Raw genomic sequence first — 12,270 nt, 5'->3', positions numbered from 1 at the left:
GTTTTTATATGTGCTGCACTTATTTCACGCTATCCATTTTTTCTCGGCAAGCCTTTTCGATGAGATCGAGTTTTTCAACACTTTCCTTTTCGTCTTTACCAATTGAATAGATGTATAGTTTGATTTTAGGTTCGGTCCCTGACGGTCTGAGTGCATACCATGAACCATCTTTAAAGTAATATTTCAAACAGTTTTGTTTTGGAAAATCAAGGTAGCCATCTTTAAAGTCAATCACTTTTTCAAGTTCCATTGCTCCAACTGTTGTCAAAGGATGTTCTCTAAATTCTTCCATCATTCGAGCGATTCTCTCTTGACCTTCTACACCTTCTAACTCAAGAGAAACTTGTCTTTCATTATAGAAACCAAATTCTGCATAGATATCATTTAAAACATCTAACAGAGTCTTACCCTGTTTCTTAAAGTAAGCAGCCATCTCCACGATCATCATAGAAGCACTGACAGCATCTTTATCTCTAACAAATGTTCCATAACAGAAACCGATACTTTCTTCGTAACCGAAAACATACGTTTTTTCTTTAGTGCGATCATATTCGTTGGCTTTGCCACAAATATTTTTAAATCCAGTCAGGGTTTCTACTGTTTCAATACCATATTTCTTCGCAATCGCTCTAGATAAATCACCTGTAACAATAGATTTCACCATGACAGGATTTTCAGGTAAATTATTGAGAGCAGAACGTTGTGAGAAAATATAATAAGAAAGCAAAGCACCAATCTTATTTCCGTTTAAAAAGACATAATCACCGTTTGCATTTCTTACTTCCAGCGCAACACGATCGCAGTCTGGGTCATTAGCAATCAAAATATCACAATCATTTTCTTTTCCAAGTTTTTCAGAATAAGCAAATGCTTTTGGAAATTCTGGATTGGGATAACCAACTGTTGTAAAATCTGGATCAGGAAATTCTTGTTCCCTCACAACATAGATATTTTCAAAACCTCTTCTTTTTAAAATTTCTCTAACCGGAATGTTTCCTGTACCATTCAAAGGCGTATAGCCAACTTTGATAGATTTATCAACATCTTCATTGATGGTCAAGTTAAGAACTTCTTTGTAGTAATCTTCTTCAACAGATGCATCAATATAATTTGCAAGCCCACTTTCCAAAGCTTCTTCAAAAGGAATAGATTTGATGTCTTCAAAGTTGACAATTTCATCCATGTGACCTGCAATTTGGCCTGCAATGTCATCTAAAATTTGTGACCCTTCTTCCCAATATGCTTTATAGCCATTGTATTCTTGCGGATTATGACTAGCTGTCACCATCACACCAGCCTTACAGTGCAATTTTCTAATCGCATATGAGCACATTGGCGTAGGATGAATTCCATTGTAAATATATGTTTTGATTCCGTGTGCAGCCATAATAGAGCAGGTTAGTTCAGCAAATTCTTTTGATTTGTATCTAACATCATAGCTGATTGCAACACCTTTTTTAACAGCCTCTTCGCCATGATCTTTTAGTGTTTCAGCCAATGCTTGTGCTGCTTTTCCTACCATATATTTATTCATGCGGTTTGTACCAGCACCCAATTTCCCACGAAGACCAGCTGTCCCAAATTCAAGTCCCTTATAAAATCGATCTTCAATTTCAGCTTCATCATCCTTAATAGATAACAAATCAGCTTTTGTTTCTTCATCGAAAAAATCATTGTTTAGCCATTGTTCATAAACTTCTTTATAGTTCATATAACGACTCCTTTTATTATATTATTTCTCACTAATTCCATTCTATACTACCTTTTCGTTTTTATCAATCCTTTTTCTAATTTTTATCTAAAACGCTTGCATTTTTTTGTTTGATACAGAGAAATTCAAAAGATTTTTAATTATTTTTCAGAAGAAGAGTTAGAGAGGTTCTCCTATATAAATAGCTCAGTATTGAGTAGTTGACATTTTTTTCTTTACTTTCCCAACTGACACTGCCTACCTGCCACTCGTCCAATCATTGATTAAAAACTCAGTCTGGGGTAAATGAGCACAAAAATGAGCTCTATCATAGCGGTAGCCAACCCACTACTGCTATGATAAAGCCTGAATTTTTACTCTTTTGCCATCACTTACCCCATAGCCACTTTGAAAAATAAAGTTGCTATACTCATTATTATTTCTAAATTTACCACTCAACAGGTATCTAGATAATGACGACATCATTCTTCTTCAATATTCAAACGGTGTTTCAATAAACTCCAACATTTAATCGCGCCACAAATCCATAGCATTCAAAAAATCATCTGAAACAGTGATATTTTGCGGATTAGTCGTTTCACGTTCCTCTCGCTTCGCTTCGACTTGGCTTACTGTTGTAATGCCTTCACGACGCCAATTTCGTAAGATGGCTTGGATATACTTCCAATTTGCTTTACCATTAAAAACAGCCTCCCGAAGAGCAGCAATAACAAGTTCAGGATTAGTTTTATCATCTTGAATCGTTTTTGTTAAATCTTCTATTTCGAATGGCGTCAAAAGACGACCTAGTTCCTGCTGGAAAGTCTCAACCAAGTCTTTTAAAACATTTTGAGGAACAGTCTGCACAGTAGTTGAGTGACTCCCTACAATTTCATCCAACCGTTCAAGTGCTGGTAACGCATCAAAAACCGCCTCAATTTCACCATTGAGTACAATCGTTTTGTACTGCAACAATCCTTTTTCCGTCAAATTTGACATGGAACGATTGACTTCTGCAACGGATTTCCCAATACTTTCCGCAATCTGATTAGGTGAAATCTCTTCTATTGATGTTGTGTTTTGCAAATAGAAAAATTGCCAAACTAAAAAATCATCACTATTATCAAATATCTTATGAAAATGAAAAAGAAGATCATTTGGCAATACTAAATTGCCTGTCTTATACGCTGATAAATAAGTCATAACACCTCTTATAAATAAGCAAAGAAGAAAGCGTCATTAGCTGCACTTTCTCAGTCAAATGGCGTTTCTTGGTAAACAGCATAATGAATCAAATTATTGAAAAAAGTGCCGCAGCTAGATTCCAACACAAACATGGAACTGAAGCAATATCATCATTTTTGAAATAATTTTCTGGAATATATGGATTTAACCCTGCATCTAGATCCCAAAAATATTCTCTTGCTAAGGTTTCCTGGTCATATTCTAAATGAGCAAAACTATATACCTCATGAAAATCACGACTTGCTATAACAGAGGCACTAGTCTTTTTTCCACAAAATAAAATTTCCAAATTATATTTTCTTTGCAAACTTCTGTATAACGCGAATGAAACGCCCTATATTCATCATCAAAACTAGAAAATAATAGATTTGACTTTTCTGGTATGGATTGCCTGTAGATGCTGGACAATTTACGATTCAACTAATGTTTAGAAATACCATACCAAACATAAAGAGCTGCTTGCGCTCCCTAACAACCATGCAAAGTAGCATACACATGTGATTTGGATCAATCAATGCCTTGCTGAAACTCTTCCCAATAATCTATTGCTTTAAAAGATAACTGTTCGACTGGGCTCCAGCGATAATCAAACCAGCAAAATAGTAATCTTTCATCTCACCAAAGGTCTTATAAAAAGTCTCCAGATAGTCTGCATGCATTGTTTTAAAGACATGAGATGTCATGAAAAGGAACCCAATACGAAGTTGCAAGGCGTATTTGCTAAATGCCGCAACAACTATGTTTCCATCACTATCTTTTGTAATATTACGTTTAAAATCAAGATATTCAAAGAACGAATATCTTGGTGTTCTGCACACTCTCCATCTATGACAAAAGATATTTTCCGATCTTAAAATGTCAACAGCTGGTAATTTCTAATCAATCTTAATAGGCTTGAAAATATCTCCTTTTATTTTCTTATTTTATTATAGTGAAAAGAGACATAGCTTTCAATTATATCTTAATAGTGCATGAGCACTTTATAGTCATAGTCACCGATAGCTTCGCGCCCCTTCAATTCATCTAGTTCAATAAGGAAAGCACAACCTGCAACGATACCACCTAGACGTTCTACCATTTCGATGGTTGCTTTAACCGTTCCGCCTGTTGCAAGGAGGTCGTCAACAATCAGTACACGTTGTCCAGGTTTGATGGAGTCTGCATGCATTGTTAAAGTGTCTATTCCATACTCTTTTTCATAACTAGCTGAGATAACCTCACGGGGTAATTTCCCAGGCTTACGTACTGGAGCAAAACCAACACCAAGCTCATAAGCTACTGGACATCCAACAATAAAACCACGCGCTTCTGGGCCAACAATCATGTCAATTTTCTTGTCTGTAGCATATTGAACAATTTCTCGAATGGCATAGCTGTACGCATTTCCATCTGCCATCAATGGGCTAATATCACGAAATAAAATTCCTTCTTGTGGATAATTTTCAATGGTTGCAATATAATCTTTTAAATCCATAACTGTCTTTCTATCAAAAAAAGTTTTTACTCTCTATTATACCATGTTTTTTAGGAAATGGGACAGAAAACATGCTGAGCACATGATTTTTTCTCCTAGCAAAAATAACAATTAGATTTATTACTACTTTAAAATAATACTTGCAACAATTGGGCTGACAATAACATACATAATTCCTGTCACTCCAATGGCTAGACCAGCCATGGCACCTGCAACCTGTCCGTATTTAAAGGCTGTTCCTGTCCCAACAGCATGTCCCGTTCCTCCAAGAGCTAATCCCACTGCAACAGGATCTTTGATTTTTAATATCCTTAAAACGGTCGGACCTATCACACTTGTCAAAATTCCCGTTGCTACTACAACCACTAAAGTTACCGTTGTTATCCCTTGCATTTTATCCGTGATTCCGACTGCCATTGCTGTTGTTACTGATTTTGGAAATAATGAAATGGCTAAGAAAAAATCCATTCCAAAAGCCTTAGCGACTAAAGCAGTGAAACTCGTATTGACCACAACTGCTACAAAAATACCAATCAAGATACTTCTGGCGTGATGTTTCATGAGATGAAATGTTTTATACAAAGGAATTCCTAGTGCAACTGTTGACGGTATAATAAGATTATTCAAATAAGCCCCACCAACGTAGTAATGTTTGTAAGAGATACCTGTCAATTTTAAAAATACAATGACAAATATGGTGGCTAATAATAAAGGGGTCGTCAAAGGGTGCGGAAATCTACGAAAAATCAACATTCCTACCAGATAAGCAAAAATTGATAAAGCTAAACCAAATAAAGGATTGCCCCACAAATTAGACATTTCTTGTTTCTCCTTCTCCATAATCTCCTTCAAAGTGATTTTTGATAAAATGAACGACTAGAGCAATGACAATCACATTAATTACAATCGCTCCAATAATCATTAAAATAATTGGCAGCAAGTAAGGCGCAATCACAGAAAATTTATCCATAATTCCGACAGCCGGTGGCAAAAAAAGAATCGTCATATTAGCTAATAAAAAATTGCCCACCATACTTACATGTCGTAATCGGATCATTTTAAATTGCAAAGCTAAAAAAAGAAGGATGAGCCCAATAATGCTTCCTGGAATTGGCAAATGAAAAAGATAGGAAATCCCTTCTCCTATTAAAGAAATCGAAAAGATAATCATCAACTGTACGTATAATTTCACGAGAAACCTCCAAACTTTCTAGTAACAGTCTACTACTTTTCAGAAAAATTTCAATATTTTTCAAAAAATAAATGAGTGAACCCGTTTCTCACTCATTTTATCTTCTAGTAAAAAAACGCCACCAATGAGCGTTTTGTCCCAAAACGGAAGACATGGGATTCGAACCCACGCACGCTTTTACACGCCTACTGCGTTTCCAACACAGCCTCTTAAACCTCTTGAGTAATCTTCCAAGTTTATAAATGGAGCCGGTGGGAATCGAACCCACGTCCAAACACCTGCCAACACATTTGTCTACAACCATAGGTTATGTATTGGATTTAACTTCACTTTGACACATAACTCAAGCCAAAGTCAAGCGAGTCTATTAATCTCTTATCAAGTCTCTAGACAAGACTTAATCGTATCTCGCTATTATTAAGACCTGTCATCGAACACGAGCGATCCGAATCTGGTCACGCTGGCTGTTTTTTAGGCAGCTAGAGCGTAAGAATTATTATTTTTTGCAGTTATATTTAACTGGCGCTTTACATCCGCTTGATGAGTCGCAAAATGTGCCTCATAATGCCTGTCGAATCCGTAACGACCCCAAGACATGAAAATATTATACCACACTTTTACTAAAAATTTCAATTTTTAAAGTCCATTGTTTTTGAAATCTACTTTTTATAAGAACTTTTATGCTATACTAAAATGGAATTTGTTTGAAAGGATTGTTATCTAGATATGGTATTGCATCTTGTTTGGTTTCTTCCTGCTCTGCTTTTTTTCATTTTATTCTATATAGAACCAAGGCGACTTTTCCATGCATATTTCCTTAGTATCATCCTTATTTTATTCGCTCTAATTATTTCTGGTCTTTTTGTAGTCCATATTGAGCAACTTGCCAATAGAAATCTAACAATGCTTATTTTACTCATCCTAGCCTTTTTCATTCCATTGAGTGTCATAGCTTCATCTAGTTATCTCATTTTTAATGGCCGGCAGATGATGATCTATGAAGGTAAGCATATAGCTAATCTCCTCTCCCTCTTTTATGGTATCACCATTGCTCTTTCCCTAGTGCTTACTTTTTTCTTCCCTCATTTTATCTTTCTTCATAAGATTCTATCTCTTACAAATGGACTTCTAATTTATGGTAGCTATCTTTATGCGTCCTATATCCTTTACGGTTTTGTTTATAATATATTCCCCGTCATAAAACGTCCGGACTATCTTATCATCTTAGGATCAGGATTGATTGGTGACCGAATACCGCCTCTTCTCGCTCAACGACTCGAAAAGGGGAAGACGATGTATGAAAAATTTCATAACCATCCCAAAATTGTCGTTTCTGGAGGACAAGGTGTCGATGAACTAATAGCCGAAGCAGAAGCAATGGCACAATATTTAAGACAAGTAGGTATTCCGCAAGAAGATATTATAATTGAACGACAGTCAACCAATACCTTAGAAAATTTGCAGTTTAGCAAAACTATTTTAGACGAAAAAAGTAAGGAAAATTACTATTGCTTGGTCATCACCAATTCTTTCCACTCTTTGCGAGCTGGTATTTACATGCGAAAACTTGGCTTAAAAGGGCGAAGCATCGGATCTAGGACTGCTCTTTATTTTCTCCCATCAGCTTGGATTCGCGAAACAATCGGATTGATTGTGCTCTATTGGAAATGGCACGCTATTTTTCTTGGGTTTTATTTCATTATTTGGTTGATTAATCTCTTTCGATAACGCAATCTTTGCAGCTATCTACCTTAATGGAACCATTCACAAGCCCTGATTAAAAACTATCAACTAGGATAACAGGAAAACTAAAATGAATGCTTGCTATCAACTAGGACAACTATGTATAAAATCCGTTCTTGCTATCAGCCCAGCTGACATGCAAAACGAAACCTATTCCTTGCATCTACCAAACTGATCGAAGAAATGGACTTTCTCCTCAAAGATGTTGTGAAAAAGAGTCGCGATACAGAATGAGTACCTTTCAATCTTAGTATGATCAAAAATAAAAAACACGAACTCATCCAATTAGCTAACTGCTAATCTAGACTGAGGTCGTGTTTTCATTACTTTGAGAGGCTTTGTCTATTCTCTTACTTATTAAGCTTCTTTCTTAGCAAATTGGCTTGTATATAAATCATAATAGAAGCCTCTATCAGCTAGAAGTGATTCATGAGTTCCTTGTTCAATAATTTGTCCGTCTTTAAGGACTAAAATTTTATCAGCTTCTTGAATTGTCGATAAGCGGTGAGCAATGACAAAGCTTGTCCGTCCTTGCATGAGGTTCTTCATCGCTTTTTGAATCAAGAGCTCTAAGCGCGTATCAACTGACGAGGTTGCTTCATCCAAAATTAAGATTTTGGGATTTGCCAATAGTGCTCGCGCAATGGTCAATAATTGTTTTTGCCCCAGCGAGATATTGCTAGATTCCTGATTCATTTCCATATTATAGCCACCTGGGAGTGTCCGAATGAAATGATCTACATTAGCAGCTTTGGCAGCGTCCACAATTTCTTCATCTGTTGCACTCAGATTTCCAAAACACAAATTATCCTTGACTGTTCCTTCATAGAGCCAAGCGTCTTGCAAGACCATGCCAAATTGCTTGCGGTAATCTTGGCGCGATAAGTTGCGAATATCGTGACCATCAACAGAAATTGAACCTGCTGTTACATCGTAAAAGCGCATAAGTAGATTGATGAGGGTGGTCTTTCCAGCACCGGTCGGACCGACAATTGCTACCATTTCACCCGGCTTTACCTCCAAATTGAAGTCGCGAATGAGCGGTTTGCTTTCAACATATTGAAAATCAACATGTTGAAAACTAACCTGTCCTGTCAAATCATGTTCTAATTGCTCTTTTATATCCGTTACTTCGTCTGGTTCATCTAAGACTTGGAAAATACGATCCAGCGAAGACTTAGCACTTTGTAATTGCCCAGCTAACTGCGTTAAATTTTGAATTGGCTGGTTTACTTGCCATACATATTGTACAAAAGCTTGCATGTTCCCAATTGTTAATTGTCCAGCAATAACTTGCAAACCACCAACGACCGCTACAAGCAGATAAGTCAAATCTGAAATTGCGTTCAAAATTGGCATCATCAAGCCAGAAATAAAACTAGCTTTGAACCCGACTTCTTGGAGGTTTTGCGTGATTTCTCGAAAATCGTCTGAAGATGTTTCTTCACGACCATAGAGTTTCAGCACATTAAAACCAGTTAGATTTTCTTGAACAAATCCATTCATGACACCTAGCGTATCTGCTTGCTTTTTAAAATACGGTTGTGATTTTTTCAAAATAAAGGTCGCCCCAAAATAGGTCAATGGAATGCTAGCAATCACTATCAAAGCCAGTTGAAAATTAAGATACAAGACCATTCCGATAACTAAGGTAATGGTCAAAACCGCATTTACAACTTGTAAGAATGATTGTTGAAGCGCATTTGAAACAGTCTCTACATCACTGGTAAAGCGCCCTAGTAAATCTCCAAATTGATGCTTATCAAAGTAAGAAACTGGAATTTGATTAATTTTAGAACTCAACTCATTGCGCATGTCACGTACTGTATTTTGCACTGCATTGGTCATAAAATAATTAGAATAGTAAGCCCCAATTTCATAGAACAAACCACGCAAAAGGTAAAGTGCCATTACCCCAAAGACATATGTTGTATTTATACTGGCGCCTTCGACTCCTTTTGCTATGTCCAGCACATTTCGTGTCAATTCTGTAATAGCAAGACCAAGTACAAAAGGCTCTAGCACGCTCATCACAATACTCACCACCTTCAAAAAGATAGCAAGGATTACTGAGAGTTTATAAACTTTTAAGTAACTCCACAAACGCATAAAACTATGTTGTTTCATCTTTCCCTCCTATTCTTCTGTTAGTGATTGACTATTAAACTGAGAATTAGCAATTTCGCGATAGATATCGTTTTGTTGCAACAATTCTTCATGTGTTCCGCGCCCGACAATTTCTCCCTTATCCAGAACAATAATCTGATCTGCATCCATAATGGTTCCTACACGTTGTGCTACAATCAATACAGTAGCATTTTGCGTAACTTCTTTGAGTCGACTTCGAAGAATGGCATCGGTCTTATAGTCCAACGCAGAAAATGAATCATCAAAGATATAAATATCTGGTTCTTTCACGACAGCACGTGCGATAGAAAGGCGTTGCTTTTGCCCACCTGAGAGATTGCTTCCCCCTTCAGCTAAATGGGTTTCAAAGCGTTCTTCCTTACTTTCGATAAAATCTCTAGCTTGTGCTACATCTGCCGCTTGTGTCAATTCTTCATAACTGGCATGTTCTTTCCCATACCGCAGATTTTCTGCGATTGTTCCCGTAAATAGCAAAGCCTTTTGTGGAATGAAGCCTATCTTTTGCCGCAATGCTTTTAGATTATAAGAGCGCACATCTACCCCATCCACTAAAATTTTTCCTAAAGTTACATCGTAGAAGCGTGGAATTAACTGCACCAGAGATGATTTCCCTGAACCTGTTGAACCAATAAAGGCAATTGTTTCACCAGGTTTTGCTTTGAAGGAAATATTATGCAAGACTGGACTCTCTGTTTCACCAGGATATGCAAAGGTAACATTATCAAACTCTAAATAACCATGACTATCTGTCTCAATCACACCATCTTCGTTTGGATTGATCGAAATGGGCATTTCCATTACTTCTTTCAACCGTTCACTCGAAACAGCAGTTCTAGGATACATAGTAAACAAGCTAGACAGCAACAGAAATGACAGCAATGCATGAAAACTGTATTCGATAAAAGCAACCAAATCTCCAATTTGCAAATCTCCTGTACCTAGTGGTTTTAAAGCAAAGCAGACAATGGCAACAATCATCGCGATGATAATTTGAACAAAAAGAGGTTCTGTCAAACCAGTTAACTTGAACAGACGATTCGAATTATTCGCATAAATATCATTTTGTGAAGCAAAACGCTCTTCTTGAAATTCTTCTCGAGCAAAAGCACGAATAACGCGCAGACCCATTAAATTCTCACGTGCGTATTGATTGATTTTATCTAAAGTTTTTTGTTGTTTTTCTGATAAAGGACGAGTTTTAACTGCTATATACCAAACGACAATGCCGAGGAAAGGAACAGAAATTGCAACAATCCAGGCCAAGGAAGGACTAGTGAAAAAAATCATCATCACACTAGAAATCATCATCATTGGTGTAATGACACCCATTTTTAGGGATTGTTCTGCGAACTGCATCAAAACAAAAGCATCACTGGTAATCCGTGTCACTAAGGATGAAACACCAATCTGCTCGTATTCATGATGGGAATACTCTTGCAATTTGTCGTAGATGTCATTACGCATATCACGCACCATACTCGTTGTCAACTTACCAGCTGCATAAGAAAGCACAATCCGCCCCAAAATTCCCAATAAAATCACAATAAGCATCACAATCGCCCAATAATACAAACGGTTATTGTCTTCTTGGTTAATCCCTTCATCAATCATCCGTGCTAAAACAGTCGGTAAACCGAGATTCACCACAACAAAGAAGACAGCACCAAAGAAATCCAATAGCAACCATTTTGGATATTTTTTCAAATAAGACCAAATATACTTCATGTTTCTCCTCCCTACATCATAAAATAATCCGCAATAAAAAAGCACTTATACACTTTTTAGACAAAATAGAGCGTGCCAAAGCACGCCTATGCAAAAACAGTATAACAAAAAGATGATAAAAATGCAAAAGCATATGAGCTATTAACTCCAAATTTAGTTGGTGACCGTCACTTCTCCTGTCTGATAATTTAATCGAATTCCTGTCTGTACGTTTGGCACAAAGACATTTATTTCCAAACTACCGTCGCTAGACTTGGCTTCAATATGTGAACCAACTGGTACTAAATCCTGCTCACTTGCGTAAATCAAGGTCACTCGATACCGAACTCGTTTATTTTTATCAAGAGCTTTACGTACTTTCGTTTCATAAAAATTTTGACCTGTAGAATGGCTAGCATTTGCTTGATTCGCCCAAGCCGTTTGCACCGCAATATTTTTGGGATTACTAGTCGAAGCATCAAAGCCTTTCAAGTTACCAATCAAGGCATAGCCTAGCAGATGTCCACGGTCAACTGCATGATGATATTCACCCGATAAATGCTTCACCTGATGCCAGCCAGCAGGTGTCCAAGTTGTTGAACCGTTACCTGTTTCTTCACGATTCCTATACTGACGAGTAGCTTTAGACAAAAGAGCATTTGCTACCGTCGGAACAGTTCGACCTCTGACCAATTTTGTCTTATTATCCGCATAAGGAATACTTCCCACTTTAGCATCTAAATCATTTTTATTCTCATTGACAATAAAAGCTCCTGCGCCATTCCACTCGATTTTCCCTTTAAATTGTGAACGCACATTACCTGTCAATACACTCTGAGCCAGATCTTTACTAGGACCCGCATGATGTTGCTCGAGACTTTTGTTAATGGCAGAACTATCTTGATGAACTGTACCATTATTATTTGCTCGAAAATAATAAGCACCAATAGCTAAACTAAGTGCAATAATCCCTCCAATAACACTCTGCATTACTTTTTGATTGGATTTTCTCTGCGACATTTTTCTCCTTTCTTAAAATAAAATAGGAGGCTGAGCAACTCTCAACCTTCTTTC

11 protein-coding genes, 1 tRNA gene and 1 other RNA gene are annotated in these 12,270 nt (G+C 37.0%); 1 reads left to right on the top strand and 12 read right to left on the bottom strand.

Features of this window, described 5'->3' with window-relative positions; genetic code table 11:
• Nucleotides 1–19 precede the first annotated feature (19 nt).
• The 9 genes from PCY10_RS00960 to ssrA form a co-directional block, all read right to left on the bottom strand.
• A complete protein-coding gene (locus PCY10_RS00960) occupies nt 20–1,711 on the bottom strand; it encodes a phospho-sugar mutase (RefSeq protein ID WP_021002544.1) in 1,692 nt (563 codons plus the stop codon).
• A gap of 507 nt (nt 1,712–2,218) precedes the next feature.
• Nucleotides 2,219–2,893 (bottom strand): DnaD domain-containing protein, encoded by a 675-nt coding sequence (locus PCY10_RS00955; RefSeq protein WP_003072181.1) that lies wholly within the window; start codon nt 2,891–2,893, stop codon nt 2,219–2,221.
• Nucleotides 2,894–2,981: 88 nt separating this feature from the next.
• Entirely contained in the window at nt 2,982–3,224 is a 243-nt protein-coding gene (locus PCY10_RS09655) for a homoserine O-succinyltransferase (RefSeq protein ID WP_239493857.1), read from the bottom strand.
• Nucleotides 3,225–3,477: 253 nt separating this feature from the next.
• Complete coding sequence (locus tag PCY10_RS09650) at nt 3,478–3,753, bottom strand: homoserine O-succinyltransferase (protein ID WP_239493858.1); 276 nt, start codon at nt 3,751–3,753, stop codon at nt 3,478–3,480.
• A 143-nt stretch (nt 3,754–3,896) separates the two neighbouring features.
• The gene (locus PCY10_RS00945; RefSeq protein WP_003072179.1) at nt 3,897–4,409 is read right to left on the bottom strand and encodes an adenine phosphoribosyltransferase; all 513 of its coding nucleotides are present in this window, start codon (nt 4,407–4,409) and stop codon (nt 3,897–3,899) included.
• Between the two features lie 123 nt (nt 4,410–4,532).
• Nucleotides 4,533–5,228, bottom strand: a complete 696-nt coding sequence (locus PCY10_RS00940; RefSeq protein ID WP_021002543.1) for an LrgB family protein — start codon at nt 5,226–5,228, stop codon at nt 4,533–4,535.
• Entirely contained in the window at nt 5,221–5,601 is a 381-nt protein-coding gene (locus tag PCY10_RS00935; protein WP_041787389.1) for a CidA/LrgA family protein, read from the bottom strand. Before PCY10_RS00935 ends, PCY10_RS00940 begins: the two co-directional genes overlap by 8 nt.
• Before the next feature lie 144 nt (nt 5,602–5,745).
• Nucleotides 5,746–5,833, bottom strand: a tRNA-Ser gene (locus PCY10_RS00930).
• A gap of 8 nt (nt 5,834–5,841) precedes the next feature.
• Nucleotides 5,842–6,191: a transfer-messenger RNA gene (ssrA, locus tag PCY10_RS00925) on the bottom strand.
• A gap of 136 nt (nt 6,192–6,327) precedes the next feature.
• Between ssrA and PCY10_RS00920 the strand changes: the two genes are divergently transcribed.
• Nucleotides 6,328–7,329: a YdcF family protein gene (locus tag PCY10_RS00920; protein WP_021002542.1), complete on the top strand. Its 1,002-nt coding sequence runs from the start codon at nt 6,328–6,330 to the stop codon at nt 7,327–7,329.
• 372 nt (nt 7,330–7,701) lie between these two features.
• Here the strand turns inward: PCY10_RS00920 and PCY10_RS00915 are convergent, their stop codons facing one another.
• From PCY10_RS00915 to PCY10_RS00905, 3 genes are all read right to left on the bottom strand, one after another.
• Nucleotides 7,702–9,471 (bottom strand): ABC transporter ATP-binding protein, encoded by a 1,770-nt coding sequence (locus tag PCY10_RS00915; protein WP_301558743.1) that lies wholly within the window; start codon nt 9,469–9,471, stop codon nt 7,702–7,704.
• A 9-nt stretch (nt 9,472–9,480) separates the two neighbouring features.
• Entirely contained in the window at nt 9,481–11,217 is a 1,737-nt protein-coding gene (locus PCY10_RS00910; RefSeq protein ID WP_021002540.1) for an ABC transporter ATP-binding protein, read from the bottom strand.
• 153 nt (nt 11,218–11,370) lie between these two features.
• A complete protein-coding gene (locus PCY10_RS00905) occupies nt 11,371–12,216 on the bottom strand; it encodes a DNA/RNA non-specific endonuclease (protein ID WP_021002539.1) in 846 nt (281 codons plus the stop codon).
• Nucleotides 12,217–12,270: the final 54 nt, after the last annotated feature.

This window comes from Streptococcus sp. SI1 (assembly GCF_030439945.1).
GTDB lineage: Bacteria > Bacillota > Bacilli > Lactobacillales > Streptococcaceae > Streptococcus > Streptococcus intermedius.
Note: the sequence above shows the minus strand (reverse complement) of the source record. Positions and strands in the feature narration are given on the sequence as shown.

What these genes read in the sequence shown, in the direction of transcription:
- PCY10_RS00960 (WP_021002544.1), bottom strand. Translation starts at nt 1,711, where the DNA reads ATGAACTATAAAGAAGTTTATGAACAATGGCTAAACAATGATTTTTTC.
- PCY10_RS00955 (WP_003072181.1), bottom strand. Translation starts at nt 2,893, where the DNA reads ATGACTTATTTATCAGCGTATAAGACAGGCAATTTAGTATTGCCAAAT.
- PCY10_RS00945 (WP_003072179.1), bottom strand. Translation starts at nt 4,409, where the DNA reads ATGGATTTAAAAGATTATATTGCAACCATTGAAAATTATCCACAAGAA.
- PCY10_RS00940 (WP_021002543.1), bottom strand. Translation starts at nt 5,228, where the DNA reads ATGTCTAATTTGTGGGGCAATCCTTTATTTGGTTTAGCTTTATCAATT.
- PCY10_RS00920 (WP_021002542.1), top strand. Translation starts at nt 6,328, where the DNA reads ATGGTATTGCATCTTGTTTGGTTTCTTCCTGCTCTGCTTTTTTTCATT.
- PCY10_RS00915 (WP_301558743.1), bottom strand. Translation starts at nt 9,471, where the DNA reads ATGAAACAACATAGTTTTATGCGTTTGTGGAGTTACTTAAAAGTTTAT.
- PCY10_RS00910 (WP_021002540.1), bottom strand. Translation starts at nt 11,217, where the DNA reads ATGAAGTATATTTGGTCTTATTTGAAAAAATATCCAAAATGGTTGCTA.
- PCY10_RS00905 (WP_021002539.1), bottom strand. Translation starts at nt 12,216, where the DNA reads ATGTCGCAGAGAAAATCCAATCAAAAAGTAATGCAGAGTGTTATTGGA.